This is a genomic window from Xanthomonas indica (genome assembly GCF_040529045.1).
In the GTDB taxonomy this organism is placed as follows: Bacteria; Pseudomonadota; Gammaproteobacteria; order Xanthomonadales; family Xanthomonadaceae; genus Xanthomonas_A; species Xanthomonas_A indica.
This window is the reverse complement of the sequence record NZ_CP131914.1, coordinates 4,530,215-4,555,696: the sequence shown is the minus strand read 5'-3', so window position 1 is coordinate 4,555,696 and position 25,482 is coordinate 4,530,215. Positions and strand designations below refer to the sequence as shown.

At 69.2% G+C, this 25,482-nt stretch carries 19 protein-coding genes and 1 pseudogene; 15 read left to right on the top strand and 5 right to left on the bottom strand.

What is annotated here, in order from left to right; genetic code table 11:
* Positions 1–6 precede the first annotated feature (6 nt).
* Both Q7W82_RS19515 and Q7W82_RS19510 read left to right on the top strand, forming a co-directional pair.
* Positions 7–744: a DUF2242 domain-containing protein gene (locus Q7W82_RS19515; protein WP_242160888.1), complete on the top strand. Its 738-nt coding sequence runs from the start codon at positions 7–9 to the stop codon at positions 742–744.
* A gap of 131 nt (positions 745–875) precedes the next feature.
* Positions 876–1,244: a glycine zipper 2TM domain-containing protein gene (locus tag Q7W82_RS19510; protein WP_160945432.1), complete on the top strand. Its 369-nt coding sequence runs from the start codon at positions 876–878 to the stop codon at positions 1,242–1,244.
* 142 nt (positions 1,245–1,386) lie between these two features.
* On the opposite strand, the gene Q7W82_RS19505 is transcribed toward Q7W82_RS19510, so the two are convergent.
* Complete coding sequence (locus Q7W82_RS19505) at positions 1,387–2,277, bottom strand: TIGR01777 family oxidoreductase (RefSeq protein WP_242160889.1); 891 nt, start codon at positions 2,275–2,277, stop codon at positions 1,387–1,389.
* A gap of 184 nt (positions 2,278–2,461) precedes the next feature.
* Here Q7W82_RS19505 and Q7W82_RS19500 point away from each other — a divergent pair, with 184 nt between their 5' ends.
* Together Q7W82_RS19500 and gnd are read left to right on the top strand one after the other, a co-directional pair.
* Positions 2,462–3,763, top strand: a complete 1,302-nt coding sequence (locus Q7W82_RS19500; protein WP_242160890.1) for a hypothetical protein — start codon at positions 2,462–2,464, stop codon at positions 3,761–3,763.
* A 69-nt stretch (positions 3,764–3,832) separates the two neighbouring features.
* Positions 3,833–4,777 (top strand): phosphogluconate dehydrogenase (NAD(+)-dependent, decarboxylating), encoded by a 945-nt coding sequence (gene gnd / locus Q7W82_RS19495; RefSeq protein WP_242160891.1) that lies wholly within the window; start codon positions 3,833–3,835, stop codon positions 4,775–4,777.
* A 10-nt stretch (positions 4,778–4,787) separates the two neighbouring features.
* On the opposite strand, the gene Q7W82_RS19490 is transcribed toward gnd, so the two are convergent.
* On the bottom strand, positions 4,788–5,828 hold the full coding sequence (locus tag Q7W82_RS19490; RefSeq protein WP_242160892.1) for an oxidoreductase: 1,041 nt from the start codon (positions 5,826–5,828) through the stop codon (positions 4,788–4,790).
* Positions 5,829–5,972: 144 nt separating this feature from the next.
* Here Q7W82_RS19490 and Q7W82_RS19485 point away from each other — a divergent pair, with 144 nt between their 5' ends.
* The 5 genes from Q7W82_RS19485 (at position 5,973) to Q7W82_RS19465 (ending at position 10,892) form a co-directional block, all read left to right on the top strand.
* A complete protein-coding gene (locus Q7W82_RS19485; RefSeq protein ID WP_242160893.1) occupies positions 5,973–6,389 on the top strand; it encodes a BON domain-containing protein in 417 nt (138 codons plus the stop codon).
* A 189-nt stretch (positions 6,390–6,578) separates the two neighbouring features.
* A complete protein-coding gene (locus Q7W82_RS19480) occupies positions 6,579–6,923 on the top strand; it encodes a hypothetical protein (RefSeq protein WP_242160894.1) in 345 nt (114 codons plus the stop codon).
* 199 nt (positions 6,924–7,122) lie between these two features.
* Positions 7,123–8,934 (top strand): ATP-binding protein, encoded by a 1,812-nt coding sequence (locus Q7W82_RS19475; RefSeq protein ID WP_242160895.1) that lies wholly within the window; start codon positions 7,123–7,125, stop codon positions 8,932–8,934.
* The gene (locus Q7W82_RS19470; RefSeq protein WP_242160896.1) at positions 8,931–9,371 is read left to right on the top strand and encodes a response regulator; all 441 of its coding nucleotides are present in this window, start codon (positions 8,931–8,933) and stop codon (positions 9,369–9,371) included. Before Q7W82_RS19475 ends, Q7W82_RS19470 begins: the two co-directional genes overlap by 4 nt.
* 6 nt (positions 9,372–9,377) lie before the next feature.
* On the top strand, positions 9,378–10,892 hold the full coding sequence (locus Q7W82_RS19465) for a hybrid sensor histidine kinase/response regulator (protein ID WP_242160897.1): 1,515 nt from the start codon (positions 9,378–9,380) through the stop codon (positions 10,890–10,892).
* 205 nt (positions 10,893–11,097) lie between these two features.
* Here the strand turns inward: Q7W82_RS19465 and Q7W82_RS19460 are convergent, their stop codons facing one another.
* Complete coding sequence (locus Q7W82_RS19460) at positions 11,098–11,937, bottom strand: 20S proteasome subunit A/B (RefSeq protein ID WP_242160898.1); 840 nt, start codon at positions 11,935–11,937, stop codon at positions 11,098–11,100.
* 96 nt (positions 11,938–12,033) lie between these two features.
* Between Q7W82_RS19460 and folK the strand changes: the two genes are divergently transcribed.
* Positions 12,034–12,522: a 2-amino-4-hydroxy-6-hydroxymethyldihydropteridine diphosphokinase gene (gene folK, locus Q7W82_RS19455; protein WP_242160899.1), complete on the top strand. Its 489-nt coding sequence runs from the start codon at positions 12,034–12,036 to the stop codon at positions 12,520–12,522.
* Positions 12,523–12,674: 152 nt separating this feature from the next.
* Here folK and Q7W82_RS19450 read toward each other — a convergent pair whose 3' ends face one another.
* The gene (locus tag Q7W82_RS19450) at positions 12,675–13,409 is read right to left on the bottom strand and encodes a pteridine reductase (protein ID WP_242160900.1); all 735 of its coding nucleotides are present in this window, start codon (positions 13,407–13,409) and stop codon (positions 12,675–12,677) included.
* Between the two features lie 54 nt (positions 13,410–13,463).
* Here Q7W82_RS19450 and Q7W82_RS19445 point away from each other — a divergent pair, with 54 nt between their 5' ends.
* From Q7W82_RS19445 to Q7W82_RS19435, 3 genes and pseudogenes are all read left to right on the top strand, one after another.
* Positions 13,464–14,648, top strand: a complete 1,185-nt coding sequence (locus Q7W82_RS19445; RefSeq protein ID WP_160945422.1) for an SAM-dependent methyltransferase — start codon at positions 13,464–13,466, stop codon at positions 14,646–14,648.
* The gene (locus tag Q7W82_RS19440) at positions 14,648–15,049 is read left to right on the top strand and encodes a VanZ family protein (RefSeq protein WP_242160901.1); all 402 of its coding nucleotides are present in this window, start codon (positions 14,648–14,650) and stop codon (positions 15,047–15,049) included. The genes Q7W82_RS19445 and Q7W82_RS19440 overlap by 1 nt, the downstream gene beginning before the upstream one ends.
* Positions 15,050–15,312: 263 nt before the next feature.
* Positions 15,313–15,918 (top strand): annotated as a pseudogene (locus tag Q7W82_RS19435) (expansin EXLX1 family cellulose-binding protein); the annotation flags it as partial.
* A 103-nt stretch (positions 15,919–16,021) separates the two neighbouring features.
* On the opposite strand, the gene Q7W82_RS19430 reads toward Q7W82_RS19435, so the two are convergent.
* Complete coding sequence (locus Q7W82_RS19430) at positions 16,022–18,655, bottom strand: TonB-dependent receptor (RefSeq protein WP_242160903.1); 2,634 nt, start codon at positions 18,653–18,655, stop codon at positions 16,022–16,024.
* 1,159 nt (positions 18,656–19,814) lie between these two features.
* Between Q7W82_RS19430 and Q7W82_RS19425 the strand changes: the two genes are divergently transcribed.
* A complete protein-coding gene (locus Q7W82_RS19425) occupies positions 19,815–22,514 on the top strand; it encodes a TonB-dependent receptor (protein ID WP_242160904.1) in 2,700 nt (899 codons plus the stop codon).
* Positions 22,515–22,599: 85 nt separating this feature from the next.
* Positions 22,600–25,482 carry a beta-galactosidase GalA gene (gene galA / locus Q7W82_RS19420; RefSeq protein ID WP_242160905.1) on the top strand — a complete coding sequence of 961 codons (2,883 nt, stop codon included), beginning with the start codon at positions 22,600–22,602 and terminating at the stop codon, positions 25,480–25,482.

Here is a 25,482-nt window from a genome sequence, read left to right as displayed (position 1 = left end):
CGGCCTATGTCCGCTCCCTCCAAGGTTCTCGCCATTCCCGCGCTCGCGCTGATCGCGATCGGCCTGAGCGGCTGCTTCGCCCGCAAGCAGGACGGCCTGGTGAAAGAGACCTTCAATTCCGACAACACCTATTCGCGCAACTACCCGGTGCAGCCGGCGCAGGCCTGCGAATCGGCGCGCCGCGCGCTGCTGAGCCAGGGCTACGTGGTCTCCAAGGCCACCGCCGATGCGGTGGAAGGCACCAAGAACTTCCAGCCCAGCGACGAGTTGCACGAGCAGCTCGAGTTGCGGGTGTCCTGCGTGGCGCATGGGCAGGACGAATCCTGGGTGTTCGTCAGTGCGTTGCAGGACCGCTATGCGCTGAAGAAGAGCCCGACCTCGGCCAGCGTCGGCGTCGGCGTGCTTGGCTCGGTGTCGCTGCCGATCGGCAGCAGCGACGACTCGATGGTGCGCGTGGCCAGCAGCACGGTGCAGGACGGCGACTTCTACAAGCGCTTCTTCCAGTTGATGAGCGAGTACCTGCCCAAGAACAAGCCGGCACCGGAGCCGCCTGCGCATCCGCCCGCCGCGGCGGCCGTGACCGCGCCGGCACCGACGCCGGCAGCGCCCGCACCTGTCCCGGCAGCGTCCGCGGTGCCGCCGCCGCCGCCGCCCGCCACGGCGCCGGCACCCGCGCCCGCCACCGCGGCGCAGCCGCCTGCGACGACGGCGCCGCAGAGCGGCGAACCCGGCGGCGCCGACTGATTCAGGTGCCGCTGCGGAAGCTGAATCCGCGCGATTTCGCTTCACGAACCATTCGCGAAGTCGATGAGAAGGTGGCGCCCGTCGAGAGCGCGGTGCTTGTGCATCGGCTCCGCCACCCAGGAGCAATCAGCATGAACACTCTCAAGTCCGCCTTGTGTCTTTCCGTGCTCGCCATCGCCACGGCCGCCGCGCCGCTGGCCGAGGCGCAGCGCCACTACGGCCCCGAGGACAACGGCCGCCGCTTCAGCGACGGCACCCGCGTGCACTGCAAGAAGGTCGCGGTGCGCAAGAACAGCACCGATCCCGACCGCCTCGGCGGCACGCTGGCCGGTGCGGCGATCGGCGGCCTGCTCGGCAACCAGATCGGCAAGGGCGATGGCCGCAAGCTGGCCACGGTCGGCGGCGCGGTCGCCGGCGGCGCCACCGGCCGCTACATCCAGGGCCAGCGCCAGCAGGCCAACGGCAACCGCGTGGTCGAGACCGTCTGCAAGCGCTATTGAGTCGCACCCACGCATCGCGTCGACCGGCGCCTGACGCCGGCGCGGCGACCTGATGCAGCACGCCCCGGCGGAGGCCTCCGCCGGGGCGTTTTCGTTTCGGTACTGATTGTGGCGCTGGGCGACGCGGCGCCGCCGCAGGGGCTCAGTCGGCGAGCACGGCGCGCAGCGCTGCGTCCAGTTGCGGGTAGCGGAACACATAGCCCTCGCGCTGCGCGCGCGTCGGCAGCACGCGCTGGCTGCCCAGCAACAGGTCGGCCATCTCGCCGAAGGCCAGGCGCAATGCCGCCGCCGGCATCGGCAGCAGTGCCGGACGATGCAGGGTGGCGGCGAGTTGCTGCGCGAACGCGGCATTGGTCACCGGCGCCGGCGCGGTGGCGTCGTAGGCGCCTTCGTCGCCGTGCTGCAGCAGCCACAACAGCAGCCCGACCTGGTCGTCACGGTGGATCCAGCTCATCCACTGACGGCCATCGCCCATGCGCCCGCCCATCCCGAACCGGAACGGCAACAGCATCCGCGCCAGTGCGCCGCCGTCGCGGCCCAGCACCACACCGGTGCGGACCAGGCTGGTGCGCACGCCCAGGTCCTGTGCGCGCAGCGCCTCGGCTTCCCAGTCGCGGCACAGTTGTGCGGAAAAGTCGTCGCCGGGCGTGCTGGTTTCGTCCAATACCTCGTCGCCGCGATCGCCGTAGTAGCCGATCGCCGAGCCGGAGATCAGGCAGCCCGGGCGCCGCGCGGCGTCGAGCCCGCTCATCCAGTCGATCAGAGCGCGGGTGGTGCCGATGCGCGAGGTGCGGAAGCGGCGCTTGCGGGTGGCGCTCCAGCGTCCTTCGCCCAGCGGTTCGCCGGCGAGGTTGACCACCGCATCGGCCGGTCCGGCGCGCTGCAGGTCGTCCAGCGTCTGCACCGCCGGCAACAGACGCGCTGCGCGCGCCGGGTCGCGGGTGAGCACGCTGACCTTGTACCCGGCGTCGAGCAGGGCAGCGCACAGCGCGCGGCCGATGAATCCGGTGCCTCCGGTAACGAGCACGTGCATGCAGGGGGATCGCTTGCGCCAAGAGAGCCGCAGTGTAGGTGCGCCGGGCATGGCGGAAGAGTGAACGCCGCGCGGGCGGTGCGGGGGCGGATGACTTCGCGACGCCTGCACGGGCGCTGCGGCAGGCTGCACCGGCGCCGCCGCCGCTGCGGCCGACGGAGTTCCTGCCCGCGATGCCCGCTGCATGATTCGATCACTCAGGTTCGCTCGCGTTGCGCCTCGTCGCGGCGTCGGCCTGCTGTTGGCCGCACTGCTGGCCAGTGCCGCGGCCAACGCCGCGCCGGCGCCGGCCGACCAGGCCAGCGTGACCTGCCTGGCCGCGTTGCTGGAGCGGCTGGGCTGGCGCATCGGCAGCACCGCCGCCGCCCAGCCGCAGATCGCGGCCGGCGCGCCGTGCGAGCGCGGTTCGCTGGCCGAGGCGCAAGCACGCGGCGATCTGCAGGTGGCCTTGCCGGCGACCTGGAACGACGCGCAGCGGCGGCAGGCGCTGCGTGCCTTGCTGGACACGCCAGCCACGCAGTGCGGCTATTTCCTGCAACTGGGCGCGGCCACGACGCGCGCGATCACGCGGCTGCAGGACAATCCCGGCTATCGCTTCTCGGCGCTGCAACTGGGCTGGATCGGCTTTGGCCTGCGCGGCGCGCAGGCGCAGGGCTGGGAGCGCTTCCGCAGCTTCGGCCGCGGCTATCGGCCGGCAGGCAGCAATGCGCAGGCGATCGAGGCGTTCTACAGCGGCCATGTGCGTTCGGAATGCGGCGTCGGCCGGCAGGTCGCGCAATTGGCCACGCAGCGCGAACTGTATGGCGATGCCGCGTTCGATCGTGCGTTCAGCGCCGACGAGCTGTCGATCGGCACCTTCCTGGCCCTGCACGACACCGACAGCGTCCTGCTCGGCGCGCACGCCGGCGATTTCTTCGCCGACGGCAAGGCGGCCAAGACCGCGCAACGCGGCCGTGCCGCCTTCCTCGGTGCGCCGGGCTACATCGTGCACGTGTTCGAGCGCCGCTATCTGGACGACATCAACAACCAGGCGGAGAACTTCGTGGTCGCCGCGGTCAGCGCCGAGGCCGCCGCCGCGCTGCGCACGCACGGTGGCTTCGCGTACTACGACGGCCAGAACCGGCGCATCTGGGAACTGGCGCGGGCCCTGCGCGGCCCGGGGCGCGAACGCTTCGAGCGCCTGCTGTACGACCGCGATCCGGCGCTGCGCGCACGCCTGGATCCCGCGCAGCAGGCCATGCTCGCGCAACTGGATGCCCTGCTCGACGATCCGTTCTACCGCGGCTTTCAGGTCTACGTGCATCCCAAGGGCGTCAAGCCGATCGGCTACCACGTGGTGCGGCTGCTGGATCGCAACCCGCGCACGCCGTTCGCGGTCGAACTGACCCTGCACAACCTGCACACCACGCTGTACCGGCGCTGGCGCGACCTGCAGCTGCGCGATTGCGCGCAGGCGCCGGTGCCGGCCGCCGCCGCGGCGCCTTAGCTGCGCGTCACGTCGGCGCCGCCGCTTCGTGAGACCCTAACCCCCCTTTTTTCGAACCGGGAACGACGCATGGAACTGGGACTTGTAGGCTTGGGCCGGATGGGCGCCAACATGGCCGAGCGGCTGGTGCGCGGCGGGCATCGCGTGGTCGGCTTCGACCTGGGCGAGGCCGCGCGCAGCGCCGCGCAGCAGCGCGGGGTGGAAGCGGTCGACAGCATGGCCGCGCTGATCGCGGCGCTGCCGGCGCCGCGCGCGGTGTGGCTGATGGTGCCCGCCGGCAAGGTCGTCGACGACACCCTGGCGGCGTTGCTGCCGCTGCTGGGCAAGGGCGACGTGGTGATCGACGGCGGCAATTCCTACTACAAGGATTCGATGCGCCGCGCCGGCGAACTCGCCGCGCACGGCATCGCCTATGTCGACTGCGGCACCAGCGGCGGCGTGTGGGGGCTGCGCGAGGGCTACAGCCTGATGATCGGCGGCGACACCGCCGCGGTGCAGCGCCTGCACGACGTGTTCGCGACCCTGGCACCGGCGGCCGATGCCGGCTGGGGCCATGTCGGCCCGAGCGGCGCCGGCCACTTCACCAAGATGGTCCACAACGGCATCGAGTACGGGATGATGCAGGCCTACGCCGAGGGCTTCGCGCTGATGGGGCGCAAGCAGGAGTTCGCGCTGGATCTGCACCAGGTCGCCGAGGTCTGGCGCCAGGGCAGCGTGGTGCGTTCGTGGCTGCTGGACCTGTGCGCGGACGCGCTGGGCGCCAATCCGACCCTGGCCGGGATCGCGCCGTACGTCCAGGATTCCGGCGAAGGCCGCTGGACCGTGGCCGAGGCGATCGACCTGGACGTGCCGGCGCCGGTGATCACCCTCTCGCTGCTGGAACGGCTGCGCTCGCGCGACGACGATTCGTTCGCCGACAAGCTGCTGGCGGCGATGCGCAACCAGTTCGGCGGCCATGCGATCAAGCACGAGGGCGGCGACGCGCCCGCGCCGGGCGGCACGCGTCCCGCCTGACCCGCGACGCTCAGTCCAGCGTCACGCTGCAACCGGAGGCGGCGCTGCGCACGCCCGCCTCCAGCAGCCGCATCACCGCCAGCGCCTGCGCCGCATCCACCGGCGCAGGCCCGCGCCCGCCCAGCGCCTCGCGAAAGGCCGCATAGCAGTCGCGGTAATCGCCGCGGTGTGCCGGCAGGGTCTGTACCGAATGCGTGCCGTCGGCGCCGACCAGACGCAGTTGGCCGGGCAGGGGATCCTCGCCCCACTCCGGCGCGCCCGGCGCCACGCCCGCGCGCAACTGCGCTTCCTGCGTATCCATGCCGTGCTTGAGATAGCTGCCGCCGCTGCCGTGGATCGCGAAGCGCAGCCCGTTCGCGGCGACCAGCGAGCCGGCATGCAGCACCACCCGCAGCCGCGGATAGCGCAGGACCGCGTGTACGTAGTCCACGGCCTGTGCGCCGGGGCGCTGCAGTGCCAGGTCGGCCTGCACCGCCTGCGGCGGTCCGAACAGTTGCAGCGCCTGGTCGAGCAGGTGCGGCCCGAGGTCGAACCACAGCCCGGAGCCGGGCAGGGCGTGCTCGCGCCAGCGGTCGCCCACCTGCGGGCGATGGCGGTCGAAGTGCGAATGGAACTCGGCGATCTCGCCCAGCGTGCCGGCTTCCAGCAACGCGCGTACACCGAGGAAGTCGCCGTCCCAGCGCCGGTTCTGGAACACGCTGACGATGCGGCCGGCCCGCTGCGCCTGCTCGAGCACCTGCTGCGCTTCGGCCACGTCCACGGTGAACGGCTTGTCCACCAGCACGTGCTTGCCCTGCGCCAGCGCGGCCAGCGCCAGCGGCGCGTGGGTCTGATTGGGCGTGGCGATCACCACGGCGTCGATCTGCGGATCGGCGAAGGCCTGCGCCGCATCCGCAACCACATGCGCCTGCGGCCAGGCCGCGTTCACGGCGTCGGCCTGGCGCGAGACCACGGTGTGCAGGCGCAGGCCGGGCGTGTGGGCGATCAGCGGTGCATGGAAGGTACGGCCGACATAGCCGAAGCCGAGCAGGGCGAGATTGAAGTCGGACATGGGCGCGGGCGAGAGCGACGGGAATCCAGTATCGCGCGGCCCATGTCGGCGGATTGCGCATTCACGCTGCGGCGATTCGGCGGTCACGCCGCCTGTACGACGGCGTGGTGGAGACTGCGCGCACCTTCAGCGGAGGAAGACACGATGAAAACGATCAATGCACGCACCCTGCTTGGCGCCACCCTGGTGGCCGGTTTTGCGTTCGGCGCAGGCCAGGCGTTCGCGGCCGGCCAGTCCACCGGCGCCAAGGACCACGGCACCATGGGCCAGCAGGACACCATGCAGCACGACACGACCGCCCACGACGCCGGCCGCCACGACTCCAAGGAGCCGGTCACCGACACCTGGATCACCACCAAGGTGAAGGCCGATCTGCTGGCCACCAAGAACGTGTCGGGTACCGAGATCAAGGTCGATACCGTCAACGGCACGGTCAAGCTGTCCGGCGCGGTCGCGACCAAGGCGGAGAAGGACAAGGCCGTGGCCGTCGCCAAGAAGATCGACGGGGTCAAGAAGGTGGATGCGACCGACCTGAAGGTCAGCGCGGCTGCCAAGAAGTAAGTAGCGATCCGCGGCCGCGGGTGGGGAAGCGACGAGGCGCCCCACCCGCGACACCGGCCATGGCGCACCCTGCGGGGTGCGTTTTTTTTTTGGGTGGACCGCGGGAATTCGCGACGTGCATCGCATTTCGCATCGCTTTGACACCGGTTCGGACATCATCCCTTCATGTTCGTCAACGGATCACGCGCGATGTTGGACACCCAACCCCATCCGGCCGCGGGGCATGCGGCCGCAGCCGCCGAGGCGCTGGGCGCCGCGCTGTCCAGCCATGCGGCGCAGCCCTCGCCGCTGCTGCCCGCGGTGCGCCGGCTCGAGGCCCAGCTGAGCATGCTGTTGACCACCTTCCACGACGACGCCGGTTTCTGGCCCGCCTTCTCCGCACTGATGCAGGAGCTGGATCAGGGGCTGAGCCAGTCCGAGCGCCGTCGCCTGCGCAGCCATGCCGATTTCCTGCTGGTCCGCGCGGGCATGCCGGCCTGGGCGCTGGTCGGCACCCAGGCCGGTTCGGCCGCCTCTGCGGCGCGCCAACCCTGAGCGCCGCGCGTGCGTGGCGCTCCTGCCGGCGGCCGAGGGTCGCCGGCGTCGGCGTGCGCGCGAGCTGGGATAGAGTCCATGCCGTTGGTGCGATCGGGGTATCGCGCTTCCGCTGAATAATTCATCTGCTGCCGGGGAAGATGGGCGACAATGCGCGCCCGCGATGGCCGCAGCCGTTCCTCCTTCTGACGCACCCGCTATGCAGACCATCGCCAAACACGATGCTTGGGACCGCTGGCGCCTGCCGCTGCTGGCCCTGGCCGTTGTTCTGATCGTCATCCTGCCCTCGCTGCTGCTGCGGCAGATGAATGCCAGCACCCTGCGCGCCGCCGACTGGGTCGGCCACAGCCAGGAGGTGACCGCCACGCTGAACGCGATGGAGGCGGACATGCGCGACATGGAGTCGGCGGCGATGGCGATGTCGCATGGCGTGCAGTCGCCGATCCTGACCGCGCGCCTCAAGGACGCGCGCGCGTCGTTGCAGCCGTCCATCGCCCACCTGGCCGAGCTGACCCGCGACAACCCCGACCAGCAGATCCGCATCGGCCGTCTGCAGAGCACGCTGGAACGGCGCGGTCTGATCGCCGAGCGGATCGCGCAGACACGCGATCCGGAGCGGATCCGCGCGCTGATCCAGGACATGACCGCCGACAATCCGGTGCGCGGCCTGATTGCCGAACTGCAGCGCCGCGAGGACGAACTGTTGACCGAGCGCACCGCCGACGCCGAACAGCGTCGCATGGTCGCCTCGATGGTCAGCTGGGCCTCGCTGGTGGTGCAGTTGCTGCTGCTGGGCCTGGTGATCTGGCTGTTGCAGCGGCAGATCGGCCGGCGCCTGGATGCCGAGCGCCACATGCTGCGCGCCAACGGCCGCGCCGCGGCGGTACTGCAGACCGTGCGCGAGCCGATCGTGCTGCTCGACAACGGGCAGCGGATGCTGATGCACAACACCGCCTTCGCCGAACTGTACGGAATGGACCTGGCCGATCCGCCGAAGATGCTGGCCGATGTGGGCCACGGCGTCTGGCAGGACCCGATCATCGTCCAGCGGCTGGCCGACGTGCTGCTGCGCGGACGCGAATTGTGGGATTTCGAGCACGAACAACTCGGCGCGGACGGGGTACCAAGGACCATGCTGCTGAATGCGCGGCGCATGCCGCTGCCGGACAGCGAGGATGAAGTGGTCTTGATGACGGTCAGCGACATCACCCTGCAGAAGACGGCGCAACAGCGCATCCAGGAGCTGAACCGGCAACTGGAGGGCAAGGTCGAGCAGGTGTCGGAGGTCAATCGCGAGCTGGAGGCGTTCAGCTACTCGGTCTCGCACGATCTGCGTGCGCCGCTGCGCCATGTCGCCGGCTTCGCCGACAAGCTCGCCCGCCACCTGGGCGACGGCGCCGACGAGAAGAGCCGGCACTATCTCGAGGTGATCGGCACCTCGGCGCGGCGCATGGCCTCGCTGATCGACGACCTGCTGGTGTACTCGCGCCTGGGCCGCAGCGCGCTGCGCCTGCAGGCGGTGGACATGCAGTCGCTGGTGGCGGAGACGCGCTCGGTGCTCGACGCCAATTACCAGTCCGACCACGGCGGCAGCGGCCACCGCATCGAATGGAGCATCGCCCCGCTGCCGATCCTGGTCGCCGACGAGAACATGATGCGCCAGCTGTGGCTGAACCTGCTCGGCAATGCGGTCAAGTACAGCGCCAAGCGCGAGGTCGCGCAGATCGAGGTCGGCTACCAGGTGCAGCCGGACGGCAGCCATCACTTCAGCGTGCGCGATAATGGCGCCGGCTTCGACATGACCTACGCGGCCAAGCTGTTCGGCGTGTTCCAGCGCCTGCACAAGGCCAGCGAGTACTCCGGTACCGGCATCGGCCTGGCCAGCGTGCGCCGCGTGCTGGCCCGCCACGGCGGCCATATCTGGGCCGAGTCCGCCCCCGACCAGGGCGCCACCTTCCACTTCGTCTTGCCCCCGGCGCCCGAAACGCCCTCTACCGAGTTCATTGCATGACCGCCATCCGCACCATTCTGCTTGCCGAAGACAGCCCCGCCGATGCCGAGATGGCAGTGGATGCATTGCGCGACGCGCGTCTGGCCAATCCCATCGTGCACGTCGAGGACGGCGTCGAGGCGATGGACTACCTGCTGCGCCGCGGCGCCTACGCCGATCGCGAGGAAGGCCTGCCGGCGGTGCTGCTGCTGGACATCAAGATGCCGCGCCTGGATGGCCTGGAAGTGCTCAAGCTGGTGCGCAGCGACGAGTCGCTCAAGCGCCTGCCGGTGGTGATCCTGTCGTCCTCGCGCGAGGAAAGCGACCTGGCCCGCAGCTGGGACCTGGGCGTCAACGCCTACGTGGTCAAGCCGGTGGACGTGGACCAGTTCTTCACCGCGGTGAAGACGCTGGGAACCTTCTGGGCGCTGATCAACCAGGCGCCGGACAAAGAGTAAGCGCGCATGCCCACCACCGGCCCCAGGCTTGGCCCCATCCGGATCCTCATGGTCGAGGATTCGCCGGAGGATGCCGAGCTACTGTCCGACCAGTTGCTGGACGCCGGCCTGGAGGCGACGTTCCGCCGCGTGGAAAGCGAACCGACGTTGCGCGAAGCGCTTGGCGAGTTCGCCCCGGACATCGTGCTGTCGGACCTGAGCATGCCCGGTTTCTCCGGGCACGAGGCGCTGCGGGTGGTGCGCGAGGACGGCAACGCGGTGCCCTTCATCTTCGTCTCCGGCACCATCGGCGAGGAGACCGCGGTGGAGGCGCTGCGCGACGGCGCCAACGACTACATCATCAAGCACAACCCGACCCGCCTGCCGTCGGCGGTGGCGCGGGCGATCCGCGAGGCCCGCACCGAGCGCGAGCGGCAGCGGGTGGAGCGCGAGCTGATGCGCGCGCAGCGGCTGGAGAGCCTGGCCCTGCTCGCCGCCGGCCTCAGCCACGACCTGCGCAACATCCTGCAGCCGCTGCTGATCGTGCCGGAACTGATCGTCGGTCGCAGCGACGATCCGCAACTGCGCCATCTGGCCGACGTCATTGCCGAATGCGGCCGGCGCGGCCATGAGATGGCCGAGTCGATGCTCTCGTTCGTGCGCGGCTCGCGCACGCCCAGCGAGCGGGTACGCATCGCCGAACTGCTCCAGGCGGTGCAGATGCTGCTCAAGAGCAGCCTGCCGGAGCGGGTGACGCTGAAGGTGAACGTGGCCGATCCGGCGCTGTCGATCGAGGCCAACTACACCGAGCTGCAGCAATGCCTGCTCAACCTCGGCCTCAACGCGATCCAGGCGATGCCCGACGGCGGCCAGCTGAGCTTCTCGGCGAGCCCGGCGATCGGCGCCGACGGCAGCGAGCAGGTGCGCATCCTGGTCCGCGACACCGGCATGGGCATGGACGCGGAAATCCAGGCACGGCTGTTCAGCCCCTTCTTCACCACCAAGCCGGACGGCACCGGCCTGGGCCTGATCTCCTGCAAGCGCATCGTCGAAAGCTACGGCGGCCGGATCGGCGTGGACAGCACGCCGGGCGAGGGCACCTGCTTCGAACTGCTGATGCCGCTGCGCACGCCGGCGCCGTCGACCGAGCCGGAGCTGTCGCTGCCGATGGGCAAGGGCCAGCGCGTGCTGCTGGTCGACGGCGAAGCCACGCGGCTGTCGCTGCTGGGCAATGCGCTGTCCAGCCAGGGCTACCGCCCGCAGCTGGCGTCCGACGGCGCCGCGGCGCTGCGCGACGTCGAGGAGCACGGCCTGCCGGACCTGGTGATCGTCGACAGCGACATCATCCTGCTGTCGGCGGTGCGCCTGCTGCTGGCGCTGCAGGACCTGGGCTACCAGGGCCCGGCGATCGTCCTCGAGGACACCGGCACCCACCTGGAACGCGACCACTTTCCCGCCGACATCGCCGTGCACGTCCTGCGCAAGCCGCTGGAAATGCAGCGCGTGTTCCGCGCCGTGGCGCATGCCCTTGAGAGTGGCTGAGTCAGGGGCCGGGATTAGAGATTGGGGATTGGAGATTCGTTGTGAAGCGGGGATTCGGGAATCGGGATTAGGGATTCGTTGGAGGTAACAGCAACGGCCGTCTCCGCTTCGCGCGCGAAGCGTAGCGATGCTCTTAGCGCGCGGTGTCAGTTCCCAAAAACCCGCTTTTGCCAATCCCGAATCCCGAATCCCGAATCCCAGCCTTTCACTGCTGCGCCGACTGGTCTTCCGGGTCGCGGCGGGCGGGGGCGCGGCGGGGGGGCAGGGGCGGCAGGACGTCGCGGGTTTCGTTGTCGGGGTCGGCGGCCAGGGCCGGTTCCCAGGGGAAACGCGGCAGGGTGCGCACGGCGTTCTCCAGCTTGCGCGACCAGGTGTCGTGGATCTCGGCGTACAGCGGGGTGTCGGCTTCCAGGCGCATGCGCTCGGTCACGCGCAGGTCGTTGCGGCGGATCAGCGCCAGGTCGATCGGCATGCCCACCGACAGGTTGGAGCGGATGGTCGAGTCCAGCGACACCAGCGCGGTGCGCGCGGCGTCTTCCAGTTGCATCTCCGAGCGGATGATGCGGTCCAGGATCGGCTTGCCGTACTTGGATTCGCCGATCTGCAGGTACGGCGTCTCCGGCGAGGTGGCGATGGCGTTGCCGAGCGGGTAGATCATGTACAGCCCGGGCCGTTCGCCGGCGATCTGCCCGCCCAGGATCAGCGTCGACTGCACGTTGACGCCGCTGTGCTGGGATTGCTCGGAGAGCTTGATCTGGCTGGAGGCCAGCACCTCGCCGACGTACTCGGCGACCTCGAACAGGTGACGGAAGCTGCGCAGACTGCGCGGCGCCTCGGGATCGTCGGCGTCGCGCTGCAGGCGCGAGAGGGTCAGCTGCGTGGTCGCCAGGTTGCCGGCCGACATCAGTGCGAACACCGCCTGGCCCGGATACTCGAACACGTGCAGCTTGCGGTGCACGCGGACGTCGTCCAGCGAGGCGTTGGTGCGGGTGTCAGCGGCGAAGACCAGGCCTTCGTCCACTTCGATGCCGACGCAATATGTCATGGCGCTGCCGAAAAACCAGGTACGTTCCGATTCTATGCGGGGGGCTCGGGCTTGGCTACCGTTGACGCTCGCCGCCGCGGCATGCGCGAATAGCGCATGACCACCGTGCTTCTGAGCCTGGGCAGCAATCTGCGCCCGCATCACCACCTGGCCGCGGCGATCGCGGCGCTGCGCCGGCAGTTCGGCGCGATCGCCGTGTCGCCGACCTATCGCACCGCGGCGGTCGGTTTCGACGGGCCGGCGTTCCTGAACAACGCCGCGGCGCTGCAGACCGACTGGGAGCTGGCGCCGCTGGACGACTGGCTGCATGCGCTGGAGGACGCGCATGGCCGCGACCGCAGCGGCCCGCGTTTCAGCGACCGCACCCTGGACATCGACGTGGTGTTCTACGGCGACCGCATCGTCGAGGGACCCGGCAAGTTGCGCATCCCGCGCCCGGAACTGCGCCACGCCTTCGTCCTCAAGCCGCTGGCCGACATCGCCGCCGACTTCGTCGACCCGGTCAGCGGCCAATCCCTGGGCGCGCTATGGCAGGCGCATGCCGAGCATGGCAAGGCGTTCGAGGTGGTCGAGTTGGTTGAGTAGCCGGGATTGGGGAGTCGGGATTGGGGATTCGCAAAAGCGGATTGCAGCGGTCCGATAGCGCCCGCTTGAAACGTCGCTGCGCTTACCCGATGAGGTCTCGCTGTTGCTGCTGCCTGAAGCGAATCCCCAATCCCGACTCCCCAATCCCGGCCTCACATCAGCCCGCGCCCGCCGTCCACCCGCACGGTCTGCCCGGTGACGAAACTGGCATCGTCGAGCAGCCAGCGCACGGCCTCGGCGATTTCCTCGACCTGGCCGGTGCGCGCCAGCGGCGTGCGTGCCAGCAGGGCCTGCTGCGCGGCCGCGTCCTTGCCCGCGTCGGGCCACAGGATCGCGCCGGGAGCGATGGCGTTGACCCGCACCTGCGGTGCCAGTTCCAGCGCCAGCGAGCGGGTCAGCATCGCCAGGGCGGCCTTGGCCGCGCTGTACAGCGGATGCGCGCGCAGCGGTTGTTCGGCGTGCAGGTCGGTGAGGTTGACGATCGCGCCGCCATGCTGGCGCAGTTGCGTGGCTGCGGCCTGCGCCAGGAACAGCGGCGCGCGCGCGTTGACCGCGAACAGGTCGTCCCACTGCGCCGGCGTCGCCTCGTGCAACGGCGTGGGATAGAAGTTGGAGGCGTTGTTGACCAGCGCGTCGAGCCGGCCGAAACGCGCCACGCACTGCGCCACCAGGTCCGGTAACTGCGCGGTGTCGCGCAGATCGGCCTGCAGGGTCAGCGTGCTGCCGGCGCGCATAACCTCCAGTTCCTGCGCCAGCGCCTGCAGCTCGGCCTGCGAGGTATGCGCATGCAAGGCGACAGCGTAGCCGGCCGCGTGCAGGCGCCGGGCGATGCCGGCGCCGATGCGCCGCGCGCTGCCGGTGATCAGGGCGACTTTGGTCTGGGTCATGTACGGGTTCCGTGCTCGGCTATGCTGTGCATTGTCCACGCAATCCGGCGCCGCATGCCCACCGACCTTCCTTCGCCCGATGCCATCGCACTGGCCCATAGCGATCGCCTGGCCGCGCACATGCGCGCCGAGATCGCCGCCGCCGGCGGGGCGATTCCGTTCTCGCGCTTCATGGAGCTGGCGCTGTACGCGCCAGGTCTCGGTTACTACAGCGCCGGCAGCAGCAAGTTCGGCGAGGAGGGCGATTTCGTCACCGCGCCGGAGTTGGGGCCGTTGTTTGCCGCGACCGTGTCCAATGCGCTGGCGCCGGTCTTGCAGCAACTCGGGCCGCAGGCGCGCATGCTGGAAGTGGGCGGCGGCAGCGGCGCCTTCGCCGAGGTCATGCTCAAGCGCCTGCTGGCGCTGGATGCGCTGCCCGAGCGCTACGCGATCCTGGAGCCCAGCGCCGATCTGCGCGAACGCCAGCGCGAGCGCCTGGCGCGTGCGCTGATCCCGCCGGTGTTCGACCTGGTGGAGTGGCTGGACCGGCCGTTCGACGACGACTGGAACGGCGTGCTGTTCGCCAACGAGGTGATCGACGCCCTGCCGACGCCGCGCTTCGCGCTGCGCGACGGCGAGGTGTTCGAGGAGACCGTGACCCTGGACGGCGAGGGCCGCTTCCGCCGTGGCGAACAGCCGGCCGATCCGCTGCTGGCGGCGGCGGTGCGGCACATCGAGCGCTATCTGCAGGCGCCGTTCGCCGATGGCTACCGCTCCGAGCTGCTGCCGCAGTTGCCGTACTGGATCCAGGCGGTGGCCGGCGGCCTGCGCAGCGGCGCGATGCTGTTCGTGGACTACGGCTATCCGCGCCGCGAGTTCTATCTGCCCGAGCGCGACGACGGCACCTTGCGCGCGTTCTACCGGCATCGCACGCATGCCGATCCCTACCGCTGGCCGGGCCTGCAGGACCTGACCGCGTCGGTGGACTTCACTGCGCTGGCCGAGGCCGGCACCGGCGCCGGCTTCGACCTGGCCGGGTACTGCAATCAGGCCAGCTTCCTGCTCGGCAACGGTCTCGACGCGCTGCTGGCCGAGGCCGAGGCGCGCGGCGACGAGGCCGCGCGGCTGCGCCTGCGCCAGCAGGTGAAGCAGCTGACCCTGCCCAGCGAGATGGGCGAGCGTTTCCAGGTGATGGGTTTCGAGCGCGACGTCTCGCTGGCACCGGCGTTCCTGTCCGGCGACCTGACCTGGCGGCTGTGATGGCGGCAGTGCGCGCCTTCCGCTGGCCGTGGCTGTGGCTGGGGCTGTGGTGGCTGGGCATCGTGGTGCTGATCTACGTGTGCATGATGCCGCACCCGCCGGAGTTGTCGGACCTGCCCGACAGCGACAAGGCCGAGCACTTCATCGCCTACCTGCTGCTGTCGGCTGCGGCGGTGCAGATCTATGCCGGGCCGCGCGCCTGGCGCTGGGCCGCGCTGGGCCTGCTGGCGCTGGGCGTGGGCATCGAGTTCGCGCAAGGGGCGTGGACCACCACGCGCGCGGCCGATCCGCTGGATGCATTGGCCGATGCCTTGGGCGTGGCGGCGGGCATGGCCACCGCGGCCACGCCGTGGCGCGACCTGCTGTGGCGGCTGGAGCGCGGCAACCTGCGCCGTCGCTGAGCGACGTGGTGGCGCGGTCTACGGCGTCGGCCAAGTCGTGGAATTCCCGACCGCGCGCAAGGCGCGGCAGGCGCGCGGCGTCCTAGAGTGCCGGCGCCGGGCAGGCTGCCCGGTCGCCGCGCGGCGACTCCGCGCGCCTGTGCAGGAGAACACGCATGCAAGCACGCCACTCCACCCGTGCCGCGCGCGGCGCCGGCCTGTTCGCCGCGCTGTGCCTGGCGATCGGCGCGGCACCGGCCAGCGCCGCCTGGAACGATGTCTGCAGCGGCACCGCCACCTACACCAGCTCCGGCTATTCCGGGGGCGCGTTGTTGCTGGATCCCATCGACCCGACCGCGACGATCACTGCGCTGAACCCGAAGCAGCTTAATTACGGCGGAATCCAGGCGGCACTGGCCGGTGCCTACCTGCAGGTGCAGGGGCCACGCGGCACGGTCACCGTGTACGTCACCGACCTGTATCCGGATGGCGCCGACTGCGGGCTGGATCTGTCGCCCAATGCGTTCGCCGCGATCGGCGACACCAGTGCTGGGCGCATCCCGATCCGCTGGCAGGTGGTGGCCGCGCCGGTCGCCGGCAACGTGGTGTACCGGATCAAGGAGGGCAGCTCGCAGTACTGGGCGGCGATCCAGGTGCGCAACCACCGCTATCCGGTGGTGAAGTTCGAATACAAGAAGAACGGCGACTGGGTCAGCCTGCCCAAGACCGCGTACAACCATTTCGTCGGCGAGCAGATGGGCGCGCAACTGCTGGAGATCCGCCTCACCGACATTCGCGGCCAGGTGGTCACCGATACCCTCGGCGCGCTGCCCAGCCAGGGCGACAAGGGCGTGTACTTCGCCGACGGGCACGTGCAGTTCCCGCGCTGACGGACGTTCTTGCATGCGCCGGCGATCGCACGCCGGCGCTGCTTCCACGTGCGCGCGCGCGCCTGCGCCGCGGCATTGCCGCAGCGCAGGCGTGGCGATGCGCTCAAAACTTGAAGTGCAGCGTCGCCATGTAGCGGCGGCCGTTGTGGTAACGCCCGGCCGGGTGGTCCTTGTCGCCCAGGTACTGTAGGTACTCCTCGTCCAGCAGGTTCTGCGCGTCCAGTTGCAGCGACCATTGCGCGTTGATCGCGTAGCCCACGCTGGCGCCCAGGTCGGTGTAGTCGTCGACGCTGGCCGGCGCGGCGCCGGCGACGTAGCCGCCGGCCAGATAGCTGTCGCGCCAGTTCAGGCTGATCCGCGCGTTCCACGGCCCCTTCTCGTAGTACGGACTGAAGGCGACGCTGTTGCGCGACTGGTAGGGCAGCGGGTTGCCGCTGTTGTTCTCGCCGCTGGCGTAGGTGTAGTTGGCGGACAGGCCGAAGCCGCTCTCGCCGAACGGCTGCTGGTACGCCAGGGTGAAGCCCTTGACCTTGCCGTCGCCGGCGTTGCGCGGGCGCTGGATGCTGTAGTCGCAATAGCCGTCGGCGGTGCAGCCGTTGCTGCCGAGCATCTGCGCCCAGGTCTGCGGCGAGGTGTCGCGGATCGCGTTGTACTGGCGCTCGATGGTGGCCGAGGTGTCGATGTAGTTGTCGATCTTCTTGTAGAAGATCGACCAGGCCACCACCGCCTGCGGCGCGAAGTAGTACTCGGCCGAGAGGTTGAAGTTCCACGATTCGTACGGCGAGAGCTCGGCATTGCCGCCGCTGCCGGTGAGCGTGGTGTCGTTGAGGAAGGTGTTGTTGACCATCTGGTTGTACGGCGCCCAGGCGATCACCTTGCCGGCGCCGAAACGGAACACCCAGTCGTTGTCGGTGTCGTAGGCCAGGTTCAGCGACGGCAGCAGGAAGTGCTCGGTCTGCGTGCGCGTCTGCCACTTGCTGTCCAGGTCCTGCAGGGTCGGCGTGCCGCTGTAGACGAAGCCGCTGCCCTCGGTCTTGGAACGCACGTAGCGCAGGCCGAGGTTGCCGCGCAGGCCGGCGTTGGAGAAGTTCAGCTGCACGTAGGCGGCGTTGTTGGTCTGCTGTAGCGCCCAGGTATTGTTGAGGTAGCTGGACGGGTCCGGGTTGGCGTAGTCGACCGGGCTGTTGCGGATCCAGTCGATCACGTTGCCGCGCCCGGCCTGCACGTGCTGGCCCTGGTCGGGGTAGAACCCGCGGATGTCGGTCAGGCCGATGGTGCCGATGTCGGCCAGCGTGCCGGGGGTGACGCCACCGTACACGTTGAGCGCGAAGTCCTCGTCGTGCTTGCCCTGGCGCACGCCGGCCAGCAGCTGGTTGAACACGCCGTCGAACTGCAGGTCCAGATCGAGCTGGCCGTAGCGGTCCTTGCTCTGGGTGGAGAAGACACCGTTGTTGCCGATCCAGCCGCCGGCCGAGCCCCAGTTGGCCGGATTGCGCGCGGCCGCCGGATCGTCGAAGCGGATGCCGCGGTCCAGATCCCAGCGGAAGCCGCCGTTGTAGAACGGCTCGAGGAAGTACTGCGGCAGGTGATCGTTGTCGGACTTGCTCTGGCCGACCTGGCCGCGCAAGGTCCAGCGTTCGCCGCGGTAAGCACCGCGCAGGTCCAGGCCCTTGGTGGTCACCTGCGACTGGCGCACGTTGTTGTCGTAGATCACTGTGCCGCCACCCGCACTGGCGTTGGCGCTGGAGTGGCCGCTGTTGACCACGCCGTTGCGCACGTCGCCCAGCGCGTCGACCGCGGCGACGGTGCCCGGGTTCCAGGTCAGGAAGCTGTACATCGACTGGTTGTAGTTGTCGAAGTCTTCCTTGATGTACAGGCCGCTGAGGTTAAACTCCAGCGCGTCGCTGGGCTTGAGCTGCAGGTTGAGCACCGCGCTGTCGCGCTTGCGGTCCTGCTGGAACCAGGCGGCGTTGATCGAGTTGGGCACGTCCGCATCGGCGGGCACGCCGGTGGCGTTGGCGAAGGTGCCGGCCTTGGCGTAGCCGAACACTTCCAGGCCCTGGCGATCGACGCGTTCCTCGTAGTGCTGCGCGGAGACCGCAATACCGAAGGTCTCCTGCGGATTCTTCCAGCTGTACAGCAGCGACGCGTTCGGCTTGCCCTCGCTGGCCTGCTGGCTGTAGCTGTAGCCCACCGAGCCCGCGATCTCGTTGGCCTTCAGGTCCAGCGGCTGGCGGCTGTGCATCAGCACGGTGCCGCCGAGGCTGCCTTCGGTCAGCCGCGCCTCGGTGGATTTGACGATCTCCGCGCGGCCCAGGATCTGCGGCGACAGCAGGGTGTAGTCGAAGCCGCGGTTGGGCTGCTCGCCGTACAGCCAGATCGCCTGCGCCACCGGGTGCCCGTCCAGGAACGACAGGTTGAGGCTGGGATCGGTGCCGTCGATGCTGACCCGCTCACCCTGGCCGAAACGGCGGTCGATGGTGACGCCGGGGATCTGCGCGAACGCCTCGGCGACGTTGGTGCTGGGAAACTTGCCGATGTCCTCGGCGGTGATCGCCTCGGACACGGTGACGTTGTTGCGCTTGGTGTCCAGCGACTTCTCCAGGCTGGCGCGGATGCCGACCACCTGGACCGCGTCCAGGTCGGTGGCGGCGGAGTCGGCCTGCTGCGCCTGCGCGGCGAAGGCGAGGACGCTGGCGGCGATGGCCGCCGACAGGGCGGAATGGCGGTATTGCATGATGTCTCTCCCTCATCATTCAATGGATCAACGCGATTGCGCGGACGTCGGGCCGCGTGCCGGGGTTGCCTGTTGTCTTACTGCCTGGGGTGCGGATACGGGCTGGAGTGCCGGGTGATGCGGAACCTGGAGGCCGTCCTGCGCTGCACGGGACGACGGGTGCTGACGGTGTCGTGCGCACGCGCAGGCGCGAGCGGCCTCGGCGCGTGCACGGCGATATCGCGTGAATCGAGGAGGTGCGCCGGCGAGGCTGCCCATTGCGGGTGATCGGACCACGCCCCGATGGCGGGACGCCGCGGGAACGGTGGCAGGGCACCGGGCGCGGCGTGCGCCGGCGACCTCGCGCCGGGCAGGGCGCGACGCCGTCCTTCGGAGTGCCACGACGTGCCGCGTGCGACACGGGATGCGTGCGAACGGATCATTGCGATCACATGCCTCCCTTGGCCCGCTTTCGCGCCGCACATGCGCGGCTACACCCCCGTGTGCGCCGATTCTTACGAGGCTATGACAACGATGTCAAGCCTTGGCAAGAAAATTTGTCTGGTTCTGGTTTTGCCGCTCAATCTCGGCACTGGATCCCGGAAAGGACGTTGTGGTGGGGTGGGGATGTAGATTTATCAATCAGTTGCATAAGAGGCTGGAACAATGCGTGGCCGTGCGCAAATGAGAATGCAGTGCGGTTATGCCGCGTCGCACAAATTGGTCTCGTTGTCACAATTGGTGCGGCATAGGTATCGTGACAACGATGCGTGGAAAACGCCGCGCCGGAAATATTTTGTCGGCGCATGCAATTGATAAATAAGCGATTTATCGGAATACGCGCGCAAGTCCAGGGGTCATTGTGCGATTTCGTGCGGCACGGCGTTGACACAATCTTTCTAAGACCATAAGAATCGAAGCGCCTGGAATTGGTCCTTGCCAATTCGGGCCAGATTCCTCCAGCCGCACCATGCAGTCGCCCGTTCCGGGGAAGGGACGGGGACGCGCCTCCCGCAAGACCGGGCGCAGGAAACAGTCGGAACGCTCCATTGGCTCCGTGTCCGCACGGACGGCATCGCCCTGCGCGTCGCGTGGGGCGCGATGGAGGGTGCTGCCTGCCGATCGCCGCCCTGGATGTCAGCCGTCGTCGTGCCGATCCGCCATCAACCAGGATAGCCCAATGCCACATGTCGCCCGCTCCCGTTCGCATTGTTGTCCCCTGTCCGCCCTGGCCAGCGCCATCGCGCTCGGCCTGCTCAGCGCCGCTGCGCAGGCGCAGGAAGCGCCCGCATCCGACGCGGTCTCCCAGCTCGATACGGTGACCGTCACCAGTTCCTACCAGAAGAGCCTGATCACCGCGCTGGACAACAAGCGCACCGACGCACGCATGACCGACGGCATCTCCTCGGAGGACATCGGCAAGTTCCCGGCCGAGAACATCGCCGAGGCGATCCAGCGCATTCCCGGCGTGCAGATCTCCACCATCAACGGGCGCGGGTCGACCATCAGCATCCGCGGCCTGGGCCCGCAGTATTCGGCCACCACCATCAACGGCCAGACCATCAAGAGCGCCGATTTCACCGACGGCTTCCGTTACGACATCATCCAGCCGGAAGTGGCTGCGGCGATCCAGGTGATCAAGTCGCCGTCGGCGGACATGGATGCCGGCGGGCTCTCGGGCACGGTCAACATCGAGACCACCAAACCGCTGGACTACAAGGCGCGCAAGCTGATCTTCTCGGCCAAGGAGCAGTACGCCGAATTCGCCGGCGGCGCACCGACGCCGAAGGGCGTGCTGACCTACATCGACCAGTTCCATCTCGCCGACGGCGGCGAACTGGGCGTGTTCGTCAACGCCGGCTACCAGAAGCTCAAGGACCGTGCCGACTACCTGTGGATCGACCGCTGGTACACCCAGGCCACCGACGACGGCACCCTGTACATCCCGCGCCGTCCGCGCTATCGCTCGATCGAGCGCGAGACCGACCGCAAGATGCTCACCGCCGGGCTGCAGTGGAAACCCAACGACCGGCTGGAGATGAATCTGACCGCGCTGTATTCGCAGGACAAGACCGACAACGACATGAACCAGTTGGTCTACTCCTTCGATCGCAATTACCTGAGCGTGCTGCAGACCGACGGCCTGACTGCGACCAAGGTGTCGGCCTCCAACTACTGGCTGGAGAACAACCGCCAGCTCGAGCGCCACGACCTGAGCTCGCAACTGCTGACCTGGGACGCGCGCTGGAAGGGCGACGCGTGGACCTTCAGCGGCGTGGCCAACTACACCGAGGGCAAGACCGACGAGGACGAGCGCGCGGCGATCCTCGGCCGCAAGCCGACCGCGACGCTGTTCGACATGTCCAACCCCGGCGCGATCTCGCTGACCACGGACGCCGACGCCACCGACGCCAGCGCCTGGAACAAGGCCAACCTGGTGCGCGACGAATACCCCAACGGCGCGATCAACGCGCTGCGCAACAAGGAATGGTCGCTGCAGTTCGATGCGGAGCGTTACGTCGGCAACGGTTTCCTCGATGCGGTCAAGGTCGGCACCAAGTTCCGCCGCGAGACTTTCGACCGCAACGTCTGGCGCCGCGACTTCCTGTACCTGATCAACTCCGGCGCGGTGTCCGGCTACGACATGTTCCCGGAGCTGTCGGCGGCCAGTTCCAACGTCAGCAACTTCCTCGACGGCAACCTGGCCTCGCAGAGCGACTGGGTGGCGCCGGACGTGTACGCCTACGCCCGGGCCCTGGCCGCCTCCGGCATCACCGTGCCGGTGCTGTTCGCGCCGCAGGCCAGCTACCACATCCGCAACGACATCTTCTCCGCTTACGCGTTGGCGAAGATCGACACCGACCTCGGCAGCATGCGCCTGCGCGGCAACGTCGGCGTGCGCTACGAGAACACCAAGCGCACCACCGACACCTACCTGACCACCGCCTCGCAGTACAGCGAGGACGCCAACGAGGTGGTCGGCACCGAGCGCGCCCCGTACGACTACCACAACTGGCTGCCCAGCCTGAACCTGGTGCTGGACATGCGCGAGGACCTGCTGCTGCGCTTTGCCGCCGGCAAGGTGCTGGTGCGGCCGATCCTGGACAGCAACACCGCCATCGCCACCACCATCTCCTCCGGCAGCAACACCGGCGGCACCACCACCTACGACGTGGCGCTGGGCCAGACCGATCTGAAGGCGCTGACCGCCGACCAGGCCGACCTCAGCCTGGAGTGGTACTACGGGCAGGGCGGCGGGCTGACCCTGGCCGGCTTCTGGAAGAACGTCAAGAACGGCACCTTCAACAGCATCGTCTGCCCGGCCACGTTCAACGGCACGGCGCTGTCCACCAATGGCGCCGGCGACTGCGTGGACGGTGGCGGCAACATCTACGAGATCACCGCCACCCGCAACGATCCCAGCAAGGTCAAGATCAAGGGCTACGAACTGGGCTGGACGCAATCCTTCGATGCATGGCTGCCGATCCAGGGCTTCGGCCTGACCGCCAACTTCACCCGGGTGATCCCGCAGCGCGACACCGACTTCAAGATCCGCAACCTGTCGGAGAAGACCTGGAACGCCACCGGCTACTGGGAGAACGCGATGTTCTCCGCGCGCGTGTCGCTGAACCACCGCAGCGAGTACGAGCAGGACAGCAGCGACAGCTTCTTCGCCCGCGAAGGTCACACGATGAAGGCGCGCACCCAGGTCGACGCGGTGCTCGGCTACCAGGCCACCGACACGCTCAGCTTCCAGCTCGGCGCGCTCAACCTGACCAACAAGAAGGAAGAGGCGTACAAGGACATCAGCAGCCGTTGGCAGATGACCGGGGTCACCGGCCGCAGCTTCTACGTGTCGATGCAGTGGGACATCCTGTGAGGGCGGCGCACGCGCCTGCGGGCTAGCGCGACCCTGGCCCGGCGCCGCGGTGGCGCCGGGCGGTCGTTCCGATGAGGACAAGCGCATGCAACGAAGAACCTTCCTGGCCGGCAGCGCCGGCGCCGGCCTGCTGCTGGCGCTGCCACGCGGCAGCCGCGCCGGCCCGGCGGCATCCACCGGCCCCGCCGGCGCCGGTACCGCCGCGCTGGCGGCCGTGCCGGGGGTGACCCTGGCGGCCGATCCCGGCCTGTTCTGCCTGGACGAGGGCTGGCGTTTCCACGAGGGCGACATCCCGTTTCCGCCGATCATCGGGCAGGACGCGAGCTACGACAACGCCAAGGCCGGCAAGGCCTGGGGTGCGGCCGCCGGCGATTTCGACGACAGCCAATGGCGGCAACTGCGGCTGCCGCACGATTTCGCGATCGAGCAGCCGATCGAGGCCAGTGCCAACGTGGCGCAGGGCTATCGCCGCCGCGGCATCGCCTGGTACCGGCGCAGCCTGCGGCTGGACGAGGCGCAGCGCGGCAAGGCGCTGGAACTGCGCCTGGACGGCATCGCCAGCCGCGCCACGGTGTGGGTCAACGGCCTGCTGATGGCGCGCAGCTGGAGCGGCTACGACGGCATCGCCATCGACATGACCGCGATCGCGCGCTACGGCCAGGATCTGAACACGATCGCGGTGCGCGTGGACGCCGAGGCGATGGACGGCTGGTGGTACGAAGGTGCCGGGCTCTACCGGCATACCTGGCTGGCGGTGCGCGATGCGCTGCATATCGTCGGCGACGGCGTGCATGCGGTGCCACGTGCCGGGGCCGACGATCGCTGGACGCTGCCGGTGACGGTCACCGTCGCCAACGTCGGTGAGCACGCCGATGCGGCACTGCTGGAGGCGACCCTGTACGACGCCCGAGGCACGGTGGTGGCGCAAGGCAGCAGCGCGCTGCAGGCCGGCGCGCTGGCGCAAGTGGAGGCCCAGGTCGTGTTGCAGGTCCGTCAGCCGCAGCGCTGGGACGTGGCCGCGCCACACCTGTACCGGCTCGCGACGGTGCTGCGCAGCGCAGGCCGCGAGCGCGACCGCCGCGAGTGCGCGATCGGCTTTCGCACGCTGCGCTTCGATGCGCAGCAGGGCTTCTTCCTCAACGAGCGGCCGCTCAAGATCAAGGGCGCCTGCCTGCACCAGGACCATGCCGGGGTCGGTGTGGCGGTGCCGGACAGCCTGCTGGACTTCCGCATCCGCCGGCTCAAGGCGCTGGGCTGCAACGCGATCCGCCTGCACCACGCGGTGGCCGCCGAACTGCTCGACGTGTGCGATCGCCTGGGCATGCTGGTGATGGCCGAGAACCGCGTGTTCAATCCAGCACCCGACTACGCCGCGCAACTGCGCTGGCTGGTGCGCCGCGACCGCAACCGCGCCTGCGTGTTCCTGTGGTCGGTGTTCAACGAGGAGCCGATGCAGGGCACCGTCGCCGGTTACGAAATGGTGCGTCGCGCGGTGGCGCTGGTGCGTGAACTCGACGACAGCCGCCCGGTGACCGCGGCGATGAACGACGGCATGCTGACCCAGCGCAACGCGTCCCATGCGGTGGACGTGGTCGGCTTCAACTACCGCCAGTTCAACTACGACCGGGTGCATGCGGCGATGCCGCACACGCCGCTGCTGTCCAGCGAGGACACCAGCGCGTTCCAGACCCGCGGCGCCTGGTTCACCGACATGGAGGCGCACGTCATCGCCGAGGACGATTCGGTCGCTGCGCCCTGGGGCAACACGCATCGCACGTCCTGGAAATTGATCGACGAGCGGCCCTACCTGGCCGGCGGCTTCGTCTGGACCGGCTTCGACTATCGCGGCGAGCCGACGCCGTTCGAATGGCCATCGGTGTCCTCGTTCTTCGGCATCATGGACCTGTGCGGCTTCCCCAAGGGCGCCTACTGGCTGCGCCAGGCGCAGTGGATCGACGAGGCGCCGGTGCTGCAGCTGCTGCCGCACTGGAACTGGCCGGGCCGCGAGGGCACGCCGATCAAGGTGATGGCGTTCTGCAACGCGCAGCAGGTGGAGCTGTGGCTCAACGGCCGCTCGCAGGGGCGGCAGGCGGTGGACCGGATCGCGATGAACACCTGGCAGGTCGTGTACGCGCCCGGCGTGCTGGAAGCGGTGGCGTATCGCGACGGGCGCGAAGTCGCGCGGCAGCGGGTGCAGACGGTCGGCGCGCCGGTCGCGCTGCGGCTGACCCCGGACCGCCCGCGCATGCGCGGCGATGGCCGCGACGCGCAACCGATCACCCTGGAGGCGGTGGATGCGCAGGGCCGCCATGTGCCGTTCGCCGATGCGCAGATCGCGCTGCAGGTCGAAGGCGGGCGCCTGCTCGGCGTCGGCAATGGCGACCCGAACCGGCATGCGCCCGACAACGTGCCGCAGGTGCAGCTGTTCAACGGCCTGGCGCAGGCCATTGTCGAGGCCGGCAGCGATCGCCGCCGGCTGCGCATCGTGGCACGCGCGCCTGGCCTGCGTGCGGCGCAGGCAAATATCACGCTGGACGCGGCGGCGCCGCCGTTGTCGTTGCCGCCGGCTGCCGCGGCGATGGTGGTGGGCGGCTGGCGGCACACGCTGCCGTTCGCCACCCCGCCCGACCCGGCGCTGCCGCGCGCGCCCAACGACAACAACAGTTGGAGCTTCTGCCAGCCGGGCAACCTGGAGACGCGCGCCGAGCGCGACGGCTATGTGCTGTACCGGGCCGCGTTCACGCCCTGGGCCGGGATCCAGCAGCGTGGTGGCCGGCTGCGGCTCGGCCGCGCGACCGGCGCGGTGCAGGTATATCTGGACCGGCAGCGGGTGGCCGACGTAGCGGCGGGGCAGTCGCTGTCCCTGCGGCTGCCGCCGGCGGCCGGCGAACGGGTGCTGGCCGTGGTGATGCAGGTGACGGCCGGAACGCCTTTCGGCTTCGACGATGTCGCGACAGTGGAGTATTGA